The following is a 22,274-nucleotide window of genomic DNA, read 5'->3' on the forward strand; positions in this document are numbered from 1 at the left end:
AATGAGAAATTTTTCTAAAGTAACTGCTCTTGCGATTCTTATGTCTGTGACTGGTGCTACTTTAAGTGCATCTGTTTTAGCAGCGCCAGATTACGCAAAAATTGAAGAGCGTAAAAAAGCAAAAACTAAAATCATGGGCGAGCGTACTGGTAAAAAGGTAATTAAAGCATTTGACTTGTACAACGAAGAAAAAGTTGATGAAGCAATTGTTTTGCTTAGAGAGATTGATGCTTCGAATGACTTTGATAAAGCGACTGTAAATCGTTACTTAGGTAGCATGTACGCGCAGAAAGAAAAGTATGACGAAGCAATTAAATATTCTAAACAAGCAGTTGCCCCTGATGTTTTAAACTTTGCTGATCAAGAACAAACTCTAAAACTGTTAGGCGATTTATACGCCGGTACTGAAAAGTATCAAGAAGCCAAAAAAGCTTATGTAGCTTGGATGGACTTCACTGGCCAAGAAGACCCTACGGTTTATACGCGTATTGCCCAAGCTAATTTCCAGCTAGAGCAGTTTCGTGATGTTTTTGAACCAGCAGATAAGGCAATTAAACTTCAAAAAGAGCCAAATAAAGGCCCTTTCCAACTAAAACTAGCTGCATACTTTGAACTTAAAGATTATGCAAGTATGGTTAAAGTTGGCGAAGAAATTGTTCGTGTATGGCCTGATGATAAAAAAGCTTGGATTGGTTTAGGTAAATATTACCTACAAACTGAGGATTATTCTAAAGGTTTAGCAACGATGGAAGTTGCATACAATAATGGTTACTTTGAAAATGAAGTTGATTATAAAGTCTTATCTAACTTTTACTCTCTAAACGAGATCCCTTTTAGAGCAGCTGTAACGCTAGAAAAGGCCGTTAAGAGTGAAAAAGTAAAACGTACAAAGCAGAATATTAGCGCGATTGCTAGTAACTATCATCGCTCTAAAGATCTAGAAAAAGCTGCTAAGTACTATGAAGAAGCTGCTAAATTTGATGACGACGCTGAACTTTACCGTAAAGCTGGTTCATTACTTTTACAATCTGAGAAATTCAGTGCTGCTGTTGTTCGTTTGAACAAAGCATTAGAGCTTGGCTCTGACAAAAAAGGTACTATTTATTCAGATTTAGCTGAAGCGTATTACTATCAAGGTAAGTATAAGCAAGCATATGCTGCAATTACTAAAGCTATGGATGACCCTCGCACACGTAAGTTTGCAAAAGGTTGGTCTACATATATTAAAGATAAAGCCGCTCGCAACGGTGTTAAAATTTAATTTTAATTAGCTAAAGCAACTTATAAAAAGCCCCTCTGGGGCTTTTTTTATTGGAACTACTATGTATAAAAAGCTCTCTTTTTCATTACTACTGTGCTTATTTTTAGCTGCATGTTCAAAGCAGCCTCAACCTTATGAGTCATTTGAAGACGCACAAGTTGCTTTAAAAACTTTAAACATGGCACTTGTACAACCAGACGCTAAAAAAATCGATAGGATTACTAAAGAGCAATTGGTCTTTTCTGATGCGTATTTAGTTAAACGTCATACTATTTATCAGAACCTAATGGGTATGGAGCTTAATCTCAATCAAATTGCACAAGTAAACTACTTGGTTATTGCAGAGCGCTTTCCTGAGCGCTATTTTAATTGGCCGGCTCAAGTAGACGTATTAAAAAACATGCTTGCTTTTGAGGGTTCAAAAAGTACGCCGGATAATATTATTACTTGGCTTAAGTTAACCCAAGATACGCTAGACAGTGCTAAACAAAGCAATTTAAAGCTGAATAAAATTGAGCTCACACTACTACAAAGCTATGTATTGAGTGCGATAGGTAGTAATGACGTTCAACCAGCGCTTAAGAGTCATATAAGAGCTTTTAGCGATTATTTAGCTAGTTACAAGCCTAGAGGTAGTGTTGGTCTGAGAGGCCTGCCAAATGGGTCACAGTGGTATCAGAGCAAACTAAATTACTTTAGTGGCGAAGTACATTCACCGCTAGAGTGGGTTACTATTTTAAATGAAAATATAAAAGTATTAGATCGTGTTGCATTCGACAGTAAATTGTCTATTTCTCATAAAAAATCGTTTTTAGTGCAGTATCTATCGAATGAAAAATTAATTGAAGGGCTTAATTGGCAGGCTGATTATCAAGACTTACCTGCAATGGCGAGCAATATGAACATGTCTGATAAAGATAAAACATTGATGCTTGCAATGATGGAATCAGATATTGGCATTCATTACCATGCGTGGACTTTGCCACAGGCAAAGGTGAATCTTATGAAACGCTTAGAAATCACCCAAGAAGATGCTCAATATTTAGTTGAAGATATAATACTCTACCCAGGGCAATCATTTAGCTTTATACAACAAATTATATAATGATTTGAAAGTGCGCTTATTGTGCGCACTTTGTACACCGTTGGGTTGCGGGATCTAGTTCAAGTGATTTGGCTGGTATTTTTTCTTCACAGTCGCAGCAGTAGCCATATTGCCCAATTTCTATTTGGCTGACCGCTGCTTCTAATTTAGTCATGCGACTGATCAAAAACGCATACTCAGGACCTAGCTTCTCTGCTGCACAGTCTAACCATTCATTGTTTGCTGTATTATCTAAAATTTGTATTAAATGCTGATGTGTAGGGTAGGCTGATTTAGAAAGCATAGTTAATATATTTAATTTAATTTGTGCTATTTCATCGTTTAGTCTTTTTTGATGATGCATTATCAGTACAACCTTATTAAATTGGCTTCACGTTATACTGATATTATCTAGAGGCTTTAGGTTAGCCGTTATGATTTGAATCAAGTTGCGGTGCTTTGGCGTATTTATTTAATACGCTTGCCACATCTTCTTTACTTTTTAAACGCCTGATTTCATCAAATAAATCGATCGCTTGCGGGTATTGGCGTTTAAGGTAACCTAGCCATTGCTTTGTACGAGAAGCAAAATACTTTTCATCTTTTGCAGGGTCTTGATGAATAGCAGAGTGGATTAAGTGATAAATAATATGCTCCCATTGAAGGCTATCATATTGTTCATTATTTACATGAGCTTTAATTTTTTTTGCTAAATCAGGGTGCGAAAGGGCGCCACGACCAAGCATCAAATCAGTACATCCACTTCGTTTTTGGCAAAGCATTGCGTCCTCAACTTGCCAAATTTCACCATTGGCAACAACGGCAATATTTTTATCTTTTATTATTGGTGGAATTTTTTCCCAATAAGCTGGCGGGTTATAACCATCACGTTTGGTTCTGGCGTGTATAGCTACACTATTTGCGCCTGCGCTTACCACAGCATCAACAATTTCTTGGCTGTTACTGTCGTCATCAAAGCCTAAGCGAATTTTTGCACTTACTTCATGTTTATCATCTACAGCATCTCGGACTGCTTTAATAATCGTATACATGTGGTCAGGATCTTTAAGCAGTACAGCACCCCCTCGACTACGATTAACGGTTTTTGCTGGGCAACCAAAGTTAAGGTCGACCCCATGAGATCCTAAAGCAATTGCTCTTACTGCATTTTCGGCTAACGGATTTGCTTCTTGGCCGAGTAATTGAACACGCACAGGAGTACCTGCTCGCGTAAATCCATTATTATGTAGTTCAGGGCAAAATCGATGAAAAACTTTATCAGGTAAGCATGTTTCAACCACTCTTACAAACTCGGTAACGCACAAATCGAACCCACCAATGTCTGTGAGTAATTGGCGCATTTTAAAATCAACGACACCTTCCATAGGTGCTAAAACAAGTTTCATAAAGTGATTAATTTTGATAAAAAACTGGACGCATAGTTTACCTGTAAATCACACATTGATAAATCTGTAATTACCAACCATATTTAATGTAGAAACCGCAAAAGTAAATATTATGAAAATAAATGAAAGTTTTTATTCTTGTACAGGTCTACTTAAGCATACAAGCAATTTAAAATACATTTTTATTGCTGAGATTTACAATACTTGATTAAAGAGAGTCACAAAATGAATACAGTTAAAAAAAATACAATCGCGTTAACTTTAGGTGCAGTAGTTGTTGGCTCTGCAAGCTTTGTATCTGCAGATGTACAAGCCAACCCATTTGAGTTTCAACAATTAGTGACAGGTTACCAACTAGACGCTAAAGAAGGTAAGTGTGGTGAAGGTAAATGTGGCGGCGATGCAAAAGATGCAAAAGCTAAAACAGAAGGTAAGTGCGGCGAAGGTAAATGTGGCGGCGATGCTAAAGATGCAAAAGCTAAAACAGAAGGTAAGTGCGGCGAAGGTAAATGTGGCGGCGATGCAAAAGATGCAAAAGCTAAAACAGAAGGCAAGTGTGGCGAAGGTAAATGTGGCGGCGACGCAAAAGATGCAAAAGCTAAAACAGAAGGCAAGTGTGGTGAAGGTAAATGTGGCGGCGATGCAAAAGATGCAAAAGCTAAAACAGAAGGCAAATGTGGTGAAGGTAAATGCGGCGGCGATGCTAAAAAAACTAAAAAAGAAGGTAAGTGCGGCGAAGGTAAATGTGGCGGTCGTTAATATCTTATTCTAAATAAGTTATGCTAAAAGGGCCTTAAGGCCCTTTTTTGATAAGTTAGAGGTAGTTATGACACAAATCCAGAGTACAGATTTCGGGATGGTGGGCCTTGGCCTACGACGAGAAATGCTTGATGAACTGCTTGAACACGTACCTAATCAAGTAGATTTTTTGGAAGTTGCGCCAGAGAACTGGTTAAAATTAGGTGGACGCTTTAAAAAGCAATTTAGAACATTAACAGATGCAAATAATTTTGTGTGTCATGGATTATCACTGTCTATCGGTTCACCCGAACCACTGGATGTTGAATTTGTTAAATCTTTAAAAGTTTTTTTTGAAGAGCACAATATAAAAATTTTCAGTGAGCACTTAAGTTACTGTTCCGGTACAGGCCATATGTATGACTTAATGCCTATTCCGTTTACACAAGATGCAATAGCACATGTTGTCCCTCGTATTAAACAAGTACAAGACATACTTGAGCAGCAAATTGCGATAGAAAATGTTTCCTATTATGGCGCTCCTGGACAGCAATTATCAGAGCTGGAATTTACAAATACCATTTTAGAGCAAGCAGACTGCAAGCTTTTACTGGATGTGAATAACATTTATGTGAATTCGATTAATCATGGCTATAACGCACAAGAATTTTTAACAGGGTTACCCTCTAATCGTATCGCCTATGGGCACGTTGCAGGCCATTATAATGAGGCTGATGACTTAATAGTTGATACACATGGTGCTGATGTCATTGATCCTGTGTGGGAGCTACTGGATAAAGCATATGAAGTGCATGGCGTATTTCCAACCTTGCTTGAGCGCGATTTTAATATCCCTACCATGAATATTTTAACCAAAGAGTTAGATATAATTCATGAGCTACAAGCTAAACACATTACTTCAATGGTTTCAAAACAACGAGCTTAATATAAGCCTTTATAAATATTAAAAGAGTGCCTGGTTATGAGCTTTATTGAAATACAAAACGAATTTATGGCGCATATTCGCGAGCCTAAAAAAAATAAAAAGCCCAGCGGTATCGAAGACAGACGTATGTCCATTTATCGCGACCTATTTTTTAATAACATTGAAGGTTTTATATCATCAGGCTTTCCGGTATTAAAAACCTTATATACAGACAAGCAATGGCTGGTTCTTGTACGCCAGTTTTTTAGCGAATATGATTGTCATTCGCCGTACTTTTTAGATATAGCAGGGGAGTTTATTAATTATTTATCAAGTGATTATAAAATAAAAAGATACGATCCCGTGTTTATGCTAGAACTTGCACATTATGAATGGGTAGAGCTAGATGTATCGATTGCACACGAAGATGAGCAAGAGCAAAAATTACAAACAACAGCGCTTACTAGTTCTGCTTTGTATTTATCGAAAACGGCAAGAAATTTAAGTTATCAATTTCCGGTTCAAAATATTAGCAATCGCTTTAAACCAAAAGAGCCATCACCTCAGCCTAATTATTTTGTTGTATATAGAGATGAAGATGATGACGTTCAATTTCTGGCTACGAATGCGATGACTGCTTTGTTACTATCAATTATTGAGGCAAGTGATGGAGCGACATTTGACGACGTTTGCCAACAGGTATTCGCTCATGCACCACAGTTTAATGCAGATCAAATTGCTCAAGGCGCATTAGTTACCCTCAATGCAATGGTTGAACGCGGTGTAATTGTGACAAAAAATCAAGATTAAGGTCTTTATTGATGATTTTACATCGTCTATTATGGCAGCCTTATTTGTCGTGCTTAATAAAAGGTTGTACCAATGTCAGATGATAAAGACTTTAAAGATCCGTTCAACGCTACTTATTTTCTTGCTTTCTTAGCTGTATTTGCAGGGATTGGTTGTTTAAATGCAATATTAGGCTGGATCACTAGCTTAACTTAAAATGCATAGCGTTTATTAAGGCTGTTGCTTACTTCAGCCTTGAACCACTTTATTTTAATTACCCCCCCATAGTTAATACTTCTTTTATAGTAACGCCAAACTCGCAATTAAAGGTTAGTTAAGGTTATAATCACCTGCTTTGTAATATAAACAATTGAGCAGTTAAAATTATGACTCAAGTAACACCAGCAATTATCAAAAACAGCATAACTACAATTGCTGATTATCCAAAGCCGGGCATCATGTTTCGCGATGTAACCACTTTAATGGCAAATCCAGAAGCCTTTAAAGCAACTATTGACGCGTTTATCGCAGAATATAAAGATCAGGGTTTTACTAAAATAATTGGCACAGAATCACGTGGCTTTATTTTTGGTGCGCCACTGTCTTACGCATTAGGCATTCCGTTTATTCCAGTTCGTAAACCAGGTAAGTTACCACGCGAAGTTATTCGTCAAGATTACTTACTTGAGTACGGTGAAGACACGCTAGAGCTGCATGTTGATGCAATTGTACCTGGCGATAAAGTATTATTAGTTGATGACTTATTAGCAACTGGCGGCACAATTGAAGCCACAGCTAAATTAGTTCATAAACTAGGTGGCGAAGCCACAGATGCTGCATTTGTTGTATCACTACCAGAACTTGGTGGCGAGCAGCGCATCAAAAAAATGGGTATTAAAATCCTAAAATTGGTTGAATTCGAAGGCGAGTAATCGATGAGTTATCAGGTTCTAGCGAGAAAATGGCGTCCTCAAACCTTTCATGAATTGGTTGGGCAGTCTCATGTTAAGCAAGCGCTTGTAAATGCGCTTACACAAAATAGACTGCATCACGCTTATTTATTCACTGGAACCCGCGGTGTAGGTAAAACGACTATTGCGCGTATTTTTGCTAAAAGCTTAAATTGCGATGAAGGTATATCTGCAAATCCGTGTGGCCAATGTAGCAGCTGTTTAGATATAGAAGCAGGGCGCTACATTGACTTACTCGAAATAGATGCGGCTTCTCGAACAAAAGTAGAAGACACCCGCGAAATACTCGATAACGTTCAATATGCGCCAACACGTGGACGTTATAAAGTATACCTAATCGATGAAGTTCACATGCTTTCTAAGCACAGCTTTAATGCGCTTTTGAAAACGCTTGAAGAGCCACCAGAGCATGTGAAATTTTTATTGGCGACGACCGATCCTCAAAAACTACCAGTTACTATTTTATCTCGCTGTTTACAATTCAACCTAAATGCCTTGTCGCAAAGTGAGATTAAAACACAGCTTGAACACGTACTTACTCAAGAGCAGCTTAGCTTTGATACCGATGCACTTAGCATTATTTCAAAAGCCGCTGATGGCAGTATGCGTGATGCACTTAGCTTAACCGACCAAGCTATCGCACAAACAAATGGTGATATTAATAACCAAGCAGTACAAACTATGCTTGGTTTAATGGATACTCATTATAGCCAAAGCTTGCTTGCAGCATTACTTGCACAAGATGGCGCTGCGCTAATGGATGAGATTGCGCAGGTGGCAAGTCGTAATCCTAATTATGTGGCATTGCTTGATGATTTAATTGCACTTACGCATTTGACTCAACTAACCCAGTTAGTGCCAGAAGCGGCAGGGCTAGATGAAAAAAATGTAGATTATATTGCTCATGTTGCACAACATACGAGCCCACAACAAATTCAAATTTATTATCAGTTACTGTTAAATGGTAAAAAAGATTTACAATGGGCACCAGAGCCTCGCTTAGGTTTTGAAATGATAATGCTAAGATTATTAGCATTTAAGCCTACAGACGCTCAACAAACTGTACACACAGTAAACGAAGAGCCGGCCCCAAATAAACAAGGCCGTGCAAATGCACTGCGAGATATATTAAATAAAAATAAAACATCGCAAAACACTGTAGCTAGCCAAAGTAGTGTCCCTGTAAATAATACTAAGCCAGTTAGCAATACAGAGCAGCCTAAATCCCTTGAGATAGAGCCTTTACCAAATGTTGCCGCTCAGACATCGAATAATGATGTCGTACAAAGTAATAATGAGCCTGCCCAAGTTGCAGTAGAGCAACCGGTTCAACAAAGTGAAAACGCTTTAAAGCAACAGGCTTCAGCTAATGATCAACCACAAACCAATGTTGTTTCGGATGCTCAAGCCCAGCGCCAAAGTGAAGATGAAGCTTACATGCAACATAGTGATGCTGAGCAAACGTTAGCTTCGCAGTTTGATGATATAATGAGTAGCGCTGTAGATCAGGGTTTTAAACCTGCACCTACTGCAAACTCAGAGTCTTCACCAGAGCCCTTAACAAATCACAATGCAAGTACGCCAATAGCTGAACAAGAAGCGCAGGCGCAATCTGCCATTGCTCGTATTTTACGCGACAGAAACATATCGGGTGCGGGTAGGTTATCAGGCAAGAGTACAAGTACATCTGCAAATAATGTAGCAGTGCAGCCAAGCCAAGCGCCTGCTAAAAAGCCAGAACAGCATCCAAGAATGCCTAAAGCCCAAAGTGTTCATCAAGGTAGTGCAGATACAAGTTCAAGTGAGCTTAATAGCCCTTCAAGTACTGCGTCTGGCGATATCCCTCCTTGGGCAACTGATAGCGAAGGTGAGAGTGAAAAAAAGCATGAGCTCCCAGTAACAGGGAGCCAAACCCAGGCACATAATCACTCCAACATAAAGCCAGCTAGTAAGATTGATTTTAAAGCAAAGCACCAAACAATTACTGAAAATCTTGCGCCAGAATTACTTGAGCAAATAAACCCTCAAAAAGCGCCTGAAATAGTGCCAGAGGAAGTAAGTATTCCTGCCCCTGATGATTTTCAAAGTCCAATTAGTGAAATTAGATTTGCACATCAACAAGATGAATGGGCTTATTTAATTAAACGTATGGGACTGGGTGGTCGTATGCGCCAATTTGCATTGCATTCAATATTTACCAAGCAAGGCAACAGTTTACATATAGACGTTGATGAATCACAAAAGCATTTAGATACACCGATGCTTCGCCAAAGATTAGATGCCGCATTGTCGAGTATTTATGAGCATAACGTGTCGTTAAGTATTAATTTTGCTAAGGGAGTTATTGACTCTCCTTATCTTATTCAGCAAAAAATTGATGCAGGTCGTCATCAACAAGCAATCGATGTGATCACATCTGATGAAAACATAGTACAATTTCAGCAAGTATTTAGCGCCGAAATCGACGAAAACAGTATTCAGGCATTGTAATTACTTACAATCGCCCTTATGTTCATGTTAATTAATGTATTAAAAGAAAGAGAGAAAGTTATGTTTAAAGGTGGAATGGGCAACATGATGAAGCAAGCGCAGCAAATGCAAGATCGCATGCAAAAAGCCCAAGACGAAATCGCAACATTAGAAGTTGTTGGCGAAGCCGGTGCCGGTTTAGTTAAAGTAACCATGCTTGGTAACCACAATGTACGTCGTGTTCAGCTTGATGAAAGCCTTATGGAAGACGACAAAGACATGATTGAAGACTTACTTGCAGCAGCATGTAACGATGCTGTACGCCGTGTTGCTGAAGAAACACAAGAGCGCATGGGTAAAGTAACTGGCGGTATGCAATTACCACCAGGTATGAAAATGCCGTTTTAAGTAAATAATGCAACTTTCAGATAGTTTAAATCAGCTTATAGAAGCACTGCGCTGTCAACCGGGCATTGGTCCAAAATCAGCGCAACGTATTGCTTTTCACTTGCTTGAGCGCGACCGAAAGGGAGGCACTCAGCTGGGCAATGCATTGACTAAAGCAATGACAGCCATAGGGCATTGTCAGTCTTGTCGTACTTTTTGCGAACAAGCTCAGTGCGATATTTGTTTAAGTACAAAACGCCAAGACAGCGGCATATTATGTGTTGTTGAATCGCCTACTGATGTGCTTGCCATTGAGCAAACAGGTCAGTATTTAGGGCTATACTTTGTTTTAATGGGTCATTTATCGCCAATTGACGGTATCGGCCCTAAAGAAATTGGCTTAGACGTTTTAGAGCAAAAACTTGCTCAAGGCGGTATTAATGAGGTTATTTTAGCGACTAACCCTACCGTTGAAGGCGATACTACAGCTCATTATATTGCTCAGCTTTGTCATAAATATAAAGTAGGTGCTTCGCGTATTGCTCACGGTATTCCTGTGGGGGGCGAGCTTGATTTAGTAGATGGTAGAACGCTTATGCATGCTTTTAGCGGCAGGCGTTTAGTTACACAAGACTAACTCTAAGTCACTATTTGAAAAGATATTATAAAAGCCTACATGATTAAATTATGTAGGCTTTTTTGTTTTTAAGGTAAGCTTAGAAGCAATCTAATACCAATCCGCAATAATACTTAATCATTTTGCGGGGCTAAACGTGTAGCTACCTGCGTTAAAAAATTCTCATTTAGAACAACTAAATAGCGAATTTTTTGCCTAGCTATCAACACGTTTTTCCGCCCTCAAAATAGATCATTTAATTAAACAAATTGGTATAATATATTTTTGGGCTATGTCTCTAATTAGTAAGGAATACAATGAAAGATAATCACCCCTACCAAGGTACATTACTGGGTAGTAAGCGTTTTTTACCGCTTTTTATTACGCAGTTTTTCTCAGCGATAAACGATAACGTGTATAAGCAATCAGTGCTTATTTTATTGATATTCCAGGCTGCAACGCTTGCTGATGGCGCACTTTATTCAAATATTGCTGCTGGGTTATTTATCCTACCTTTCTTTTTATTTTCAGGGATGGCGGGGCAGCTAGCTGAAAAAACAGAAAAATCCAAACTAATCAGAATCGTAAAGCTATGTGAAATCCCTATTATGGTTGTAGGGGCTGTCTCTATTTTAACGCAGTATGTTTGGCTGATGTTAGCCACCGTGTTTTTAATGGGCGTACAAAGTACGTTTTTTGGTCCATTAAAATACTCTATTTTACCGCAGCACGTAGCCCCTAACGAATTAACAAAAGCGAATGGCTTGGTTGAATCAGGCACGTTTGTAGCAATATTAATTGGTACAATTTTTGGCACCTATTATATTACTCAATCAGTAGGGCCTACGCTTATAAGTATTGCCGTGTTAGTACTGGCTGTTATGGGTTATGTGAGCAGTCGCTTTATACCCATTAGTGAGGCAAACGAGCCTAACTTAAAATTTACCTATAATATATTTTCATCCACGAAAAACGTATTTTCAGCACTTAATTCGCAAACAGAATCGGTTGGTAAGTCAGTGCTTGGGATTAGTTGGTTTTGGTTAATTGGCGCAATTGTTTTAACGTCCCTACCAAATTATGTAAAACACACAATGGGCGGCGATGAATTGGTGGTAACCAGTGCGCTTGTTGTGTTTTCACTAAGTATTGCTATTGGTTCGTTATTATGTGAAAAGCTTTCTCGCTCTCGAATAGAATTAGGAATTGTGCCTTTTGGCGCTATTTTAATTACCTTGTTTTTATACTTACTGAGCCAAGAGCCAGCTATTAGCTCTTATTCACCTCAAAACCTTGAATTATTAACGCTTGAGCAGTTATTAAAAACAGGCGACATGGTGTGGCATTTTGTATGGATGGCGGGCATTGGTATTGGCTCTGGTTTTTACACTGTACCGCTGTATGCGCTTATTCAACAGCGTACTGAAGAGTCGAGTCGCTCACGAGTTATAGCGGCTAACAATGTATTAAATGCACTGTTTATGGTGGGCAGTGCTGTTTTAAGTATTGTAACGCTGTCTGTTTTTCAGTGGAGTATTTCAGAGTTGCTACTGTTACTTGCTGGGCTAAACTTGCTTATATCTGTTTATATTTATACCAAAGTACCAGAGTTCTTTTTACGATTTATTATATATATTTTAGCTATTTGTATGTACAGAGTGCGTACAAAAGGTGAAAGTAATATTCCAGATGAAGGCGCTGCCGTTATAGTGTGTAATCACGTGAGCTTTGTCGATTGGATGTTTATTTTAGCAGCATCACCAAGGCCTATCCGATTTATGGTATTTGCCCCTATTTATTATTCGCCAGCCCTACATTGGTTATTTAAAATGGCCAAAGCTATTCCCATTAACAGTGAAAAAACCAATCCAGAAGCGTTTAAAAAAGCGTTTGACGAAGTGGCTGCTGCGCTTAATAAAGGCGAACTTGTTGGTATTTTCCCTGAAGGAAAACTAACCAGTGACGGCTCTATCGATATTTTTCGCCGTGGAATCGAGCGCATTATTGAGCGCTCACCTGTGCCCGTTATTCCTGTGCATTTAGGGGGCTTGTGGGGAAGTATGTTTAGCCGAAAAGCTAAGTGGCAACTACCACGATTAAAATGGTCTTTGGTGTCGGTTGCAGTAGGTACCCCGATTGCCGCTGACAAAGTAGTAGCAGACGATTTACGTGAGCAAGTATTGGCTTTAAAAGCACTTCATTCAAAAGATATTGACTAATTTAATGATTAACTTAATGGCTAACTCAACATCGCAAACACCTTCAGAACCACAAAGGATTGTTGATGACTTTGTCGCGCCTAAGTGCGACGGGTTTATTGAAATATTATATCAAGATGATGATATTTTACTGATCAATAAACCCAGTGGGTTATTAAGTTTGTCTGGTAAGAATCCGCTTAACTGGGACTCAGTACATTACCGTTTAGTACATGGTCAAAAAGGGTTAACAGCCGCATTTGCTGAGGCTAAGTTACCGCATCGGTTAGATTTGGGTACATCGGGCATTATGATTGTTGGATTAAACGCCAAAGCATCAAAGCATCTTAATAAACAGTTTCAGGCGCGTACTATCCAAAAGCGTTATGTAGCCATATTAGAGGGTAGCTTAGCTGTTGATGAGGGGGAAATTACTGCGCCAATAGCAAAAGATAAACTGCTTTTTCCGCGAGTTAAAATTTGCCAAACGACGGGTAAAGTAGCGGTGAGTGAATACAGTGTGCTTGAGCGGCTTAAACAGCCGTGCAGAACCTTAGTGCAATTTACGCCCGTTACCGGACGTACTCATCAATTACGAATACATAGCCAGTTTATAGGGCACCCAATTTTAGGCTGTGATTTATATAAAAGTGCGCAAAGTGAGTACATGGCAGGACGCTTACAATTACATGCCAGCGATTTATATTTTGAACATCCAACAACAGGTGAAAAGATTCATATTAATTGTCCGCACCCATTTTAGATAAACGAGATATTCTATTTTTTCGTTTCACCTTTTTTTGATTTTTCCCTTGAAGTTCTAACACCTCACCCCATATTAAGTGCATAACGCAGACACTTTGCAAATTGGAGATATATAAATGACTGCAGCACAAAAAGAAACATTAGGCTTTCAAACAGAAGTAAAACAATTATTAAACTTAATGATTCATTCTCTTTATTCTAATAAAGAAATATTTTTACGCGAACTTGTGTCAAACGCATCAGATGCGGCAGACAAGTTACGCTTTTTAGCGCTATCTCAAGGCGACCTTTACCAAGGTGATGCCGATTTACGTGTACGTATTAGCGCAGATAAAGAAGCAAATACAATTACCATTTCTGATAATGGTATTGGTATGACACGCGATGAAGTAATTAGCTCGCTAGGTACTATTGCAAAGTCGGGTACTGCTGAGTTTTTCAAAAACTTAACGGGTGATCAAAGTAAAGATTCACAATTAATTGGTCAATTTGGTGTTGGTTTTTACTCAGCATTTATTGTTGCTGATTTAGTAACTGTTCGTACACGTAAAGCCGGTGAAACAACCGCTTACGAGTGGGAATCTCAAGGTGAAGGCGAATACACGCTTCAAGAAATTGAAAAAGAAGGCCGTGGTACCGACATTATTTTACATCTTCGTGATGAAGAAAAAGAATTTGCTGACGATTACCGCTTACGTGGCATTGTTACAAAATACTCAGACCATATTTCAACACCTGTACAAATGTTTAAAGCAGAAGTACCAGAGTCTGAAGGCGAAGACGGCGAAAAAATTCCAGCAGTACCAGGTGAGTGGGAAAGCATTAACCGTGCAACTGCATTGTGGACGCGTGATAAGTCAGAGCTTTCTGATGAAGAATACAAAGAGTTTTACAAGCACGTAAGCCACGACTGGGAAGATCCACTTAGCTGGGCACATAATAAGGTTGAGGGTAAAACTGAATACACGAGCCTTTTATACATCCCTAAAAAAGCACCTTTCGATTTATGGAACCGTGAACGTCAAAGTGGCTTAAAACTTTACGTACAACGTGTATTTGTAATGGATGATGCTGAGCAGTTCATGCCAAGCTACCTTCGCTTTGTAAAAGGGTTACTAGATTCAAACGATTTACCTCTAAACGTATCTCGCGAGATTCTACAAGACAACAAAGTAACGCAAGCTATTCGTAAAGGGTGTACATCGCGCATTATTAAAATGCTTGAGCGTATGGCTAAAAACAAAGCTGACGATTACCAAGTATTTTGGAATGAGTTTGGCCAAGTAATGAAAGAAGGCCCAGCTGAAGATGCGGCAAATAAAGAAGCCGTATGTAAGTTATTACGCTTTTCTTCTACTCATACTGATTCAGAAACGCAAGATGTGTCGCTTGAGCAATATGTTGAACGTATGAACGAAGGCCAAGACAAAATTTACTATGTAGTAGCTGATACATTCACTTCTGCGAAAAATTCTCCTCATTTAGAGATTTTCCGCAAAAAAGGGATTGAAGTATTGTTACTAAGTGACCGTGTTGACGAGTGGATGATGAGCCACTTAACTGAATTTGCTGATAAGCAACTACAGTCAATCACACGTGGTGATCTAGATCTAGGTAAGCTGGACGACGAAGAAACTAAAAAAGCACAAGAAGAGTCTGAAAAAGAGATGGCTGGCCTTGTTGAACGTATTAAAACAGCACTAGGTGATGACGTTAAAGAAGTGCGCTTTACGCACCGCCTAACAGATTCTCCAGCATGTGTTGTAAGTGACGACAACGACATGAGCTCACAAATGCAAAAGCTAATGGAATCTGTTGGTCAAACAGCACCAGAAGCAAAACCTGTGTTTGAGCTAAACCCAGAGCATCAACTTGTTAAGCATTTGAATGACGAACAAGATGAAGATAAATTTTCACAGTGGTCACATGTTTTATTAGACCAAGCATTACTTGCAGAGCGCGGTACACTTAAAGATCCAACTGGGTTTGTTACTCGCCTAAACAAACTAATGCTTGAACTAAGCAAGTAGTCAGTTAACTATTTAGTTAATAAAAGTATAAATTATATACTTTGAATAAAAGGGAACGTATGTTCCCTTTTTTAATGCGCTGTAAATACATCAACAACTCATCAATTAGTATAAGTTGCTTGAGTATCGGCGGCGCTTGTGGAAGAATTCAGGCTTTAAAATAAATATCCATACTAGGGGACAATAATATGCGCATTATTCTTTTGGGCGCGCCGGGTGCAGGTAAAGGTACTCAAGCTCAGTTTTTAATGGACAAATACGGTATTCCACAAATTTCTACTGGCGACATGTTACGTGCAGCAATTAAAGAGGGCACGCCATTAGGCTTAGAAGCAAAAAAAGTAATGGATGCTGGTCAACTAATTTCTGACGATATTATTATTGGTTTGGTAAAAGAGCGTATTACTAAAGCTGATTGTGAGAAAGGTTTTTTACTTGATGGCTTCCCACGCACAATTCCTCAAGCTGATGCGATGAAAGAAAATGGCGTAGTGGTTGATCACGTTATTGAATTTGACGTGGCTGACGAAGTGATTGTTGAACGTATGGGCGGACGTCGCGTTCATCCTGGTTCTGGTCGTGTTTACCATATTGTATATAATCCACCAAAAGTGGAAGGTAAAGACAACGAAACTGGGGAAGACTTAATTGTTCGCGCTGATGATACTGAAGAAACAGTACGTAAACGTTTAGGTATTTACCACGAGCAAACCATGCCATTAGTTGATTACTACCAAGCAGAAGCTGCTGCTGGTAATACTCAATACCACAAACTAGATGGTACACAAGCTGTTGAAGCTGTAAGTTCACAACTTGGTGAGCTTTTAGGTTAAATATAAAAGCATATTAAAAAACCGCCAATTGGCGGTTTTTTGTTTGAAGGCTGTTTAGCATTGCTTAATCATTGCTATTTAATCGGCTTTAAAGCGTTTTAAGTTTCTCAATTACGCTGCTGTATTCTGGTTCAGTTGAAAGGCTACTAACTAATTGTTTATAAATGACGTTATGGCTTTCATCTAAAATAAATACAGTTCGCGTTAATAAGCCCATATCTTTAATAATCAATCCGTATTTTTGGCCAAAATCGCGCCAAACAGAATCTGATAACGTAGTGATTTTATCGATATTTTCAGCTTTGCAAAAACGCTTTTGAGCAAATGGTAAATCAGCACTAATTGTTAGCATTGCAACACTTGGAAATTGCGAGGCTACTTTTTCATTAAAGTGCTTAGTTTGCAGGCTGCAAATACCTGTATCAAGACTTGGCACTACACTTATCAATACAGCTTGGCCTTTGTAATCCTCAAGCGTTACAGGGATGAAGTTGTCATCAACTACTTTGAAATTTGGCGCGCTATCTCCAACAGAGATCCCTTTGCCTAATAAAGTGACTGGTTTGCCTTGTGCAGATACTTTTCCTATGTCTAGCGTGTTTTCTGGGTAATCGGCTGCAATAGCCACAGAGCAAAATGCGCTCAAAGCAAAGGTAAGTGAACGTAACATAAGGTATTTCCTTTTAAATTAACGCAATGGGCGTCAGTGTATTATACTGCGCTATAGTAACCAAGAGATTATACCGCTCTGATGAAGTTGGGATTAGTTCTGCAATATAAAAATTGTAACTGTGCTAAACTTTGATTAACATGAAGTTACAAAATATATCTTCAATAATAAAAATAAAAACCATCATAAAATGATTTTAATGCTCATTACTGGTTTAGAAACAGAGAGATAATATGTCAACATCGGTACTAATATGTGATGACTCAAAATTAGCTAGGCGTCAGCTAGCTCGTTCATTACCTGAAGATTGGGATATTAAAGTTGAATTTGCACTCGACGGCGTTGATTGCATAAAGCAAATAAAGTTAATTGAACCAGAAATACTTTTTCTCGATTTAAACATGCCTGAAATGGATGGGTATGAAGTATTAATCGCTATGAAAGAACAGGGGCTAAATATACTCACTGTTGTTGTCTCTGGTGATATACAGCCAAGTGCACATCAAAGAGTGCTTGAACTGGGTGCTATCGATTTTATTCAAAAACCATGTTCCCCCGAAAAACTAGCCAGCATAATTGAACACCATGGAATTAAAGACAAAGCCATGCGTGAACGTCTCTCTCATTCGCTAGGAGAGCAAGTCGACCCTGATGTTCGGGATATATACCAAGAGCTAACTAACGTTGCTATGGGGCAGGCTGGGGATTTACTTGCACGTCTTCTTAATGTATTTGTAGAGCTACCAATTCCTAATGTGAATATTTTGGAAGTTAATGAACTCGATATGGCGCTGCAGTCTATAGATAATAACGCAGCTACATCGGGTGTGTGCCAGGGCTTTATTGGCGGTGGTATTTCGGGCGAGGCGCTATTACTTTTAAATGATTCAAGCTTTAAAGAAATAGCTTCTTTGATGAATTATGACGGCGAGTTAAACGATAAAGTTGAACTTGAGCTGCTTATGGATATTAGTAATATTTTGATAGGCGCTATTTTAACGGGTCTTTCAAAACAGCTCGATATGTCATTTAGCCAAGGGCACCCAATAGTACTTGGCCAACACAGAGATGTGTCTGAGCTGGTTAAATCAAACAAGTCACGTTGGCAACGCACCCTTGCTATAGAGATTAGTTACGGTATTGAAAACCATGATATAAATTGCGACCTCATGCTGTTATTTACTGAAGATTCACTTAAAACTTTGAAGTATAAAGTTGCTTACCTATTAGAAGATTAAGTTATGGCTGCAGATTTAGAAATGAATGAGATCCATTGGCTTATGGATATGTTTAATACCGTTGATGTAGGCCTTGTAGTACTTGATAGAGATTATAAGGTGTGTGTATGGAATGGTTTTATGGAAAACCATTCAGGGCTTCTACCAAGCGCAGTAAAAGATAAAGACCTATTTGATTTATTTCCAGCAATAGACGAAAAATGGTTTAGAAGTAAATCAGAATCGGTTTTTGTTTTAAAAAACCGCTCTTTTACGATTTGGGAGCAGCAGCCATACATTTTTAGGTTTAAAAATTATCGACCTATTACTGGTAAAGCTGATTACATGTATCAAAATGCGACATTTATCCCTCTTACAAATACGATGGGCGAAGTTAGCCATATTTGTATTATTTTGTATGATGTAACAGATGTCGCGGTAAATAAAAAAGAGCTTGAAGAGTTAAACAAAAAATTAGAACAAGTAAGTCAAACAGATAGCTTAACGCAGCTTGCAAACCGTGGACACTGGGAAGGTACGCTACGCCAAGAGTTTTTAAGAGTTAAGCGAAGTGGTGGCTGTAGCACATTATTAATGTTTGATATTGATCACTTTAAAAAAATAAATGATGAATATGGCCATAGCTGTGGTGATGAATCGCTTCGTCATTTATCTAACTTACTACGTACGACGCTGCGCGAAACTGATGTTGCAGGGCGTTATGGCGGTGAAGAGTTTGCAGTGACATTACTTGATACAGATAAAGAAGGCGCTTTTGTGTTTGCTGAGCGTTTAAGGGTGTTGATTGAAACTAACCCTGTGAAGTATAAACACTTTGAAATAACAATGACGGTAAGTATAGGGCTGGCTGGTAGGAGTAATGATTTTAAAAATCATGAGCGCTGGATAGAGGCTGCAGATAAAGCACTGTACCAATCTAAAAATACAGGGCGAAATAAAGTAATAGCCTACGAAGATATAAAAAATGACGCTTAAGCGTCATTTTTTATATCCAGAATTTAGGGTTAAATAATAGTGTATTTTTTTACGATCTGCTGAGCAAACCCAATCAGTATGAAAATTTTATTGCCCTTCATTATTCTGTTGTGTGTCTAGAGTCATCTATTGGGCATTGACCAATCATTGAAACCTCACCAGAATTTGACTCTTGCTCTAGTTTTACTTTAAAGCCCCATAATCTGTAAAGATGCTTAAGCACTTCTTTGTGCGAGTTTGCTAAAGGAATGTTGTTATGGGGTACATAGCGTAGGGTTAGTGAACGGTCACCTCTAATATCAACGTCATATACTTGAATGTTGGGCTCATGATTACTCAAGTTGTACTGCGCTGAGAGCGCTTCTCTTACTGCTTTATAGCCATTGTCGTTATGTATTGCGCCAATTTCTAAATGGGGGTTATTAGTATGGTCAATAATAGTAAATAATTTAAAATCACGAATTAACTTAGGCGATAAAAACTGGCTAATAAAACTCTCATCTTTAAAGTTTTCCATTGCAAAATGCAGTGTATCTAGCCAATTACTGCCTGCATATTCAGGGAACCAGCGTTTATCTTCTTCAGTTGGGTGCTCACATATTCTGCGAATATCAACCATCATATTAAAGCCTAAAGCATATGGGTTGATACCTGAATAATACTTACTGTTATAAGGTGGCTGATAAACTACGTTGGTATGGCTTTGTAAAAACTCTAACATGAAAGAGTCGGTGAGTTTTCCCTCATCATATAAGTGATTAAGGATGGTGTAATGCCAAAAAGTTGCCCAACCTTCGTTCATTACTTGAGTTTGCTTTTGTGGGTAAAAGTATTGCGAAATTTTACGAACAATACGTATAACTTCACGTTGCCAAGAGTCGAGTAATGGGGCATTTTTTTCAATAAAATACAAAATATTTTCTTGGGGTTCAGAAGGAAAATGGCGTACTTTCTTTTTGGTTTCTTGCTGTTGCTCAGGAATAGTTCGCCATAATTCGTTTACTTGCGATTGAAGGTAGTCTTCACGCTCTTGTTGGCGTTTTTGCTCTTCAAATAGCGATATTTGTTGTGGACGTTTGTAGCGATCCACTCCGTAATTCATTAAGGCATGACATGAGTCGAGTAGGGCTTCGACTTGTGTAATACCGTGCTTTTCTTCACAGCGGCTTATGTAGTTTTTAGCAAATACCAAGTAATCAATAATTGAGCCAGCATCGGTCCAGGTTTTAAATAAGTAATTACCTTTAAAAAATGAGTTATGTCCGTAACATGCATGTGCCATTACAAGCGCTTGCATAGGTAGGGTGTTTTCTTCCATTAAGTACGCAATACAAGGGTCCGAATTTATCACTATTTCGTAAGCGAGACCCATTTGTCCGCGCTTATAATTTTGCTCTGTTTGGATGAATTTCTTACCGTAAGACCAATGACTGTAGCCAATAGGCATACCAACGCTTGAATAAGCATCCATCATTTGCTCTGCGGTTATCACTTCAATTTGATTAGGGTATGTGTCTAACCTGTAGTGAGCTGCAACACGGGCAATTTCACCTTGATATTCATCTAATAAATCAAAGGTCCAATCTGGGCCATCACTCATTCGTTTATCATTCATAATGCTACCTCGCTTTAGGCTATGCAGAGTTTTGCTGTTGACGACCTTTTTTAAATAGCTCCCTGAAAATTGGGTAAATATCTTCAACGCTTTGAATATGCTGTATAGCGAAATTATTATGGCTGTGTGTTATGGATTCATATTCGCGCCATAGGCTTTGATGGGCACGAGTGGTTATTTCAATATAAGCAAAATAGCGTACTGCGCTTAAGAGCTTATTACGCAAAATTTCACCACACTGCGGGGTGTCGTCCGCCCAGTTATCGCCATCAGAGGCTTGTGCGGCGTATACATTCCACTCATTTGCGTGGTAACGCTCTTTTATTATTTCGTTCATTAATTTAAGAGCGCTTGAAACAATAGTGCCGCCAGTTTCTTGGGAATAAAAAAACTCTTGCTCGTCTACTTCTTTTGCTTGTGTGTGGTGGCGAATATAAACAACGTCTATGTCTTTATAGCTGCGCGTTAAAAATAGATAGAGCAAAATATAAAAACGCTTTGCCATGTCTTTTGTTGGCTGATCCATTGAGCCTGACACATCCATAATACAAAACATCACGGCTTTGCTGGTGGGGTGAGGGCGCTTTTCGTAATTACGAAAACGTAAATCGTAGTTATCAATAAACGGGACCGATTTAATTTGTAGTTTTAATGCTGCAATTTCTTTTTGTAATAAAGCAATTGCTGCTTTATCGTTATGTGGACCAGCAAGCAGCAGAGCAAGTTGTTCTTCGAACTCTTTTAAACGGCGTTTTTTACCTGCACTCATGGCAACACGCCGTGCAAGCGAGCCTTGTAATGAGCGGACAATATCAATATTACTTGGCATGCCATCGCTACAAAAACCTGCGCGGTGGGTTTTCATTTGCACTAACTTATCAAGCTGGTTCTCTTGTAAGTTAGGAAGTTCTAAATCTTCAAACAGTAAATCAAGGTATTCATCTTTTGATATCGAAAATACAAATTCATCTTGCCCTTCGCCCGAATCGCTGGCGTCACCTTCACCGGCCCCGCCGCTTTGTCCGCCTGTAGGGCGCTCAATTTTATCACCTGTAGAAAACTGATCGTTACCAGGGTGAATTTGTTCTCTATTCCCGCCTTGCCCTTGATGAAATGTAGGTTCGCTGATATCGCGTTGTGGAATAGAAATACTCTCACCAGAGCTTGAATCTGTAACGCTGCGCTTGTTAATCGCATCTGAAACCGCTTCTTTAATTTGCTTTTTATAGCGCCTAATAAAGCGCTGGCGATTAAGCGTACTTTTGTTTTTACCGTTTAAACGCCTATCTATAAAATGCGCCATA

At 38.8% G+C, this 22,274-nt stretch carries 21 protein-coding genes; 16 read left to right on the plus strand and 5 right to left on the minus strand.

Going from position 1 to position 22,274, the window contains the following annotated elements:
- Window position 1: 1 nt before the first annotated feature.
- Both L659_RS0112985 and L659_RS0112990 read left to right on the plus strand, forming a co-directional pair.
- Window positions 2-1,261: a tetratricopeptide repeat protein gene (locus L659_RS0112985; RefSeq protein WP_024590814.1), complete on the plus strand. Its 1,260-nt coding sequence runs from the start codon at window positions 2-4 to the stop codon at window positions 1,259-1,261.
- A gap of 61 nt (window positions 1,262-1,322) precedes the next feature.
- A complete protein-coding gene (locus tag L659_RS0112990) occupies window positions 1,323-2,366 on the plus strand; it encodes a hypothetical protein (protein ID WP_024590815.1) in 1,044 nt (347 codons plus the stop codon).
- Between the two features lie 16 nt (window positions 2,367-2,382).
- Here L659_RS0112990 and L659_RS0112995 read toward each other — a convergent pair whose 3' ends face one another.
- Together L659_RS0112995 and L659_RS0113000 are read right to left on the minus strand one after the other, a co-directional pair.
- The gene (locus L659_RS0112995; protein WP_024590816.1) at window positions 2,383-2,709 is read right to left on the minus strand and encodes a TraR/DksA C4-type zinc finger protein; all 327 of its coding nucleotides are present in this window, start codon (window positions 2,707-2,709) and stop codon (window positions 2,383-2,385) included.
- 61 nt (window positions 2,710-2,770) lie between these two features.
- The gene (locus L659_RS0113000) at window positions 2,771-3,751 is read right to left on the minus strand and encodes a tRNA-dihydrouridine synthase (RefSeq protein WP_024590817.1); all 981 of its coding nucleotides are present in this window, start codon (window positions 3,749-3,751) and stop codon (window positions 2,771-2,773) included.
- A 225-nt stretch (window positions 3,752-3,976) separates the two neighbouring features.
- On the opposite strand from L659_RS0113000, the gene L659_RS0113005 reads away from it, so the two are divergent.
- The 12 genes from L659_RS0113005 (at window position 3,977) to adk (ending at window position 16,472) form a co-directional block, all read left to right on the plus strand.
- Complete coding sequence (locus L659_RS0113005) at window positions 3,977-4,510, plus strand: HvfA family oxazolone/thioamide-modified RiPP metallophore (RefSeq protein WP_010553389.1); 534 nt, start codon at window positions 3,977-3,979, stop codon at window positions 4,508-4,510.
- 67 nt (window positions 4,511-4,577) lie between these two features.
- The gene (locus L659_RS0113010; protein ID WP_024590818.1) at window positions 4,578-5,435 is read left to right on the plus strand and encodes an HvfB family MNIO-type RiPP peptide maturase; all 858 of its coding nucleotides are present in this window, start codon (window positions 4,578-4,580) and stop codon (window positions 5,433-5,435) included.
- 36 nt (window positions 5,436-5,471) lie between these two features.
- Window positions 5,472-6,224 carry an HvfC family RiPP maturation protein gene (locus L659_RS0113015; RefSeq protein ID WP_024590819.1) on the plus strand — a complete coding sequence of 251 codons (753 nt, stop codon included), beginning with the start codon at window positions 5,472-5,474 and terminating at the stop codon, window positions 6,222-6,224.
- 72 nt (window positions 6,225-6,296) lie between these two features.
- Entirely contained in the window at window positions 6,297-6,419 is a 123-nt protein-coding gene (locus tag L659_RS1000000124050; RefSeq protein ID WP_002962301.1) for a hypothetical protein, read from the plus strand.
- 170 nt (window positions 6,420-6,589) lie between these two features.
- Window positions 6,590-7,135: an adenine phosphoribosyltransferase gene (gene apt / locus L659_RS0113025; RefSeq protein WP_007584093.1), complete on the plus strand. Its 546-nt coding sequence runs from the start codon at window positions 6,590-6,592 to the stop codon at window positions 7,133-7,135.
- 3 nt (window positions 7,136-7,138) lie between these two features.
- The gene (gene dnaX / locus L659_RS0113030) at window positions 7,139-9,664 is read left to right on the plus strand and encodes a DNA polymerase III subunit gamma/tau (protein WP_024590820.1); all 2,526 of its coding nucleotides are present in this window, start codon (window positions 7,139-7,141) and stop codon (window positions 9,662-9,664) included.
- A gap of 60 nt (window positions 9,665-9,724) precedes the next feature.
- Window positions 9,725-10,051, plus strand: coding sequence for a YbaB/EbfC family nucleoid-associated protein (locus tag L659_RS0113035; RefSeq protein ID WP_002962306.1), 327 nt, complete (start codon window positions 9,725-9,727; stop codon window positions 10,049-10,051).
- Window positions 10,052-10,058: 7 nt separating this feature from the next.
- Window positions 10,059-10,667, plus strand: a complete 609-nt coding sequence (recR, locus tag L659_RS0113040) for a recombination mediator RecR (RefSeq protein ID WP_008165968.1) — start codon at window positions 10,059-10,061, stop codon at window positions 10,665-10,667.
- 296 nt (window positions 10,668-10,963) lie between these two features.
- Window positions 10,964-12,865: an MFS transporter gene (locus L659_RS0113045; RefSeq protein ID WP_024590821.1), complete on the plus strand. Its 1,902-nt coding sequence runs from the start codon at window positions 10,964-10,966 to the stop codon at window positions 12,863-12,865.
- A gap of 4 nt (window positions 12,866-12,869) precedes the next feature.
- Window positions 12,870-13,607, plus strand: coding sequence for an RluA family pseudouridine synthase (locus tag L659_RS0113050; protein WP_024590822.1), 738 nt, complete (start codon window positions 12,870-12,872; stop codon window positions 13,605-13,607).
- Window positions 13,608-13,725: 118 nt separating this feature from the next.
- On the plus strand, window positions 13,726-15,639 hold the full coding sequence (htpG, locus tag L659_RS0113055) for a molecular chaperone HtpG (RefSeq protein WP_024590823.1): 1,914 nt from the start codon (window positions 13,726-13,728) through the stop codon (window positions 15,637-15,639).
- A 188-nt stretch (window positions 15,640-15,827) separates the two neighbouring features.
- Complete coding sequence (gene adk, locus L659_RS0113060; protein ID WP_010553395.1) at window positions 15,828-16,472, plus strand: adenylate kinase; 645 nt, start codon at window positions 15,828-15,830, stop codon at window positions 16,470-16,472.
- Between the two features lie 88 nt (window positions 16,473-16,560).
- On the opposite strand, the gene tpx is transcribed toward adk, so the two are convergent.
- Window positions 16,561-17,142, minus strand: a complete 582-nt coding sequence (tpx, locus tag L659_RS0113065; protein WP_024590824.1) for a thiol peroxidase — start codon at window positions 17,140-17,142, stop codon at window positions 16,561-16,563.
- Window positions 17,143-17,375: 233 nt separating this feature from the next.
- Between tpx and L659_RS0113070 the strand changes: the two genes are divergently transcribed.
- Together L659_RS0113070 and L659_RS0113075 are read left to right on the plus strand one after the other, a co-directional pair.
- The gene (locus L659_RS0113070; RefSeq protein ID WP_024590825.1) at window positions 17,376-18,380 is read left to right on the plus strand and encodes a response regulator; all 1,005 of its coding nucleotides are present in this window, start codon (window positions 17,376-17,378) and stop codon (window positions 18,378-18,380) included.
- Window positions 18,381-18,383: 3 nt separating this feature from the next.
- Window positions 18,384-19,355 (plus strand): sensor domain-containing diguanylate cyclase, encoded by a 972-nt coding sequence (locus L659_RS0113075; RefSeq protein WP_024590826.1) that lies wholly within the window; start codon window positions 18,384-18,386, stop codon window positions 19,353-19,355.
- Window positions 19,356-19,455: 100 nt separating this feature from the next.
- On the opposite strand, the gene L659_RS0113080 is transcribed toward L659_RS0113075, so the two are convergent.
- A complete protein-coding gene (locus L659_RS0113080; protein ID WP_024590827.1) occupies window positions 19,456-20,970 on the minus strand; it encodes a SpoVR family protein in 1,515 nt (504 codons plus the stop codon).
- A gap of 19 nt (window positions 20,971-20,989) precedes the next feature.
- A complete protein-coding gene (locus L659_RS0113085) occupies window positions 20,990-22,273 on the minus strand; it encodes a YeaH/YhbH family protein (protein WP_024590828.1) in 1,284 nt (427 codons plus the stop codon).
- Window position 22,274 lies beyond the last annotated feature (1 nt).

The sequence above is a fragment of the Pseudoalteromonas sp. S8-8 genome (assembly GCF_000497875.1).
In the GTDB taxonomy this organism is placed as follows: Bacteria; Pseudomonadota; Gammaproteobacteria; order Enterobacterales; family Alteromonadaceae; genus Pseudoalteromonas; species Pseudoalteromonas arctica.

Bases quoted from the DNA above. Each gene is read 5' to 3' on its own strand.
- L659_RS0112985 (WP_024590814.1), top strand. From the start codon at position 2: ATGAGAAATTTTTCTAAAGTAACTGCTCTTGCGATTCTTATGTCTGTG.
- L659_RS0112990 (WP_024590815.1), top strand. From the start codon at position 1,323: ATGTATAAAAAGCTCTCTTTTTCATTACTACTGTGCTTATTTTTAGCT.
- L659_RS0112995 (WP_024590816.1), bottom strand. From the start codon at position 2,709: ATGCATCATCAAAAAAGACTAAACGATGAAATAGCACAAATTAAATTA.
- L659_RS0113000 (WP_024590817.1), bottom strand. From the start codon at position 3,751: ATGAAACTTGTTTTAGCACCTATGGAAGGTGTCGTTGATTTTAAAATG.
- L659_RS0113005 (WP_010553389.1), top strand. From the start codon at position 3,977: ATGAATACAGTTAAAAAAAATACAATCGCGTTAACTTTAGGTGCAGTA.
- L659_RS0113010 (WP_024590818.1), top strand. From the start codon at position 4,578: ATGACACAAATCCAGAGTACAGATTTCGGGATGGTGGGCCTTGGCCTA.
- L659_RS0113015 (WP_024590819.1), top strand. From the start codon at position 5,472: ATGAGCTTTATTGAAATACAAAACGAATTTATGGCGCATATTCGCGAG.
- L659_RS1000000124050 (WP_002962301.1), top strand. From the start codon at position 6,297: ATGTCAGATGATAAAGACTTTAAAGATCCGTTCAACGCTACTTATTTT.
- apt (WP_007584093.1), top strand. From the start codon at position 6,590: ATGACTCAAGTAACACCAGCAATTATCAAAAACAGCATAACTACAATT.
- dnaX (WP_024590820.1), top strand. From the start codon at position 7,139: ATGAGTTATCAGGTTCTAGCGAGAAAATGGCGTCCTCAAACCTTTCAT.
- L659_RS0113035 (WP_002962306.1), top strand. From the start codon at position 9,725: ATGTTTAAAGGTGGAATGGGCAACATGATGAAGCAAGCGCAGCAAATG.
- recR (WP_008165968.1), top strand. From the start codon at position 10,059: ATGCAACTTTCAGATAGTTTAAATCAGCTTATAGAAGCACTGCGCTGT.
- L659_RS0113045 (WP_024590821.1), top strand. From the start codon at position 10,964: ATGAAAGATAATCACCCCTACCAAGGTACATTACTGGGTAGTAAGCGT.
- L659_RS0113050 (WP_024590822.1), top strand. From the start codon at position 12,870: ATGATTAACTTAATGGCTAACTCAACATCGCAAACACCTTCAGAACCA.
- htpG (WP_024590823.1), top strand. From the start codon at position 13,726: ATGACTGCAGCACAAAAAGAAACATTAGGCTTTCAAACAGAAGTAAAA.
- adk (WP_010553395.1), top strand. From the start codon at position 15,828: ATGCGCATTATTCTTTTGGGCGCGCCGGGTGCAGGTAAAGGTACTCAA.
- tpx (WP_024590824.1), bottom strand. From the start codon at position 17,142: ATGTTACGTTCACTTACCTTTGCTTTGAGCGCATTTTGCTCTGTGGCT.
- L659_RS0113070 (WP_024590825.1), top strand. From the start codon at position 17,376: ATGTCAACATCGGTACTAATATGTGATGACTCAAAATTAGCTAGGCGT.
- L659_RS0113075 (WP_024590826.1), top strand. From the start codon at position 18,384: ATGGCTGCAGATTTAGAAATGAATGAGATCCATTGGCTTATGGATATG.
- L659_RS0113080 (WP_024590827.1), bottom strand. From the start codon at position 20,970: ATGAATGATAAACGAATGAGTGATGGCCCAGATTGGACCTTTGATTTA.
- L659_RS0113085 (WP_024590828.1), bottom strand. From the start codon at position 22,273: ATGGCGCATTTTATAGATAGGCGTTTAAACGGTAAAAACAAAAGTACG.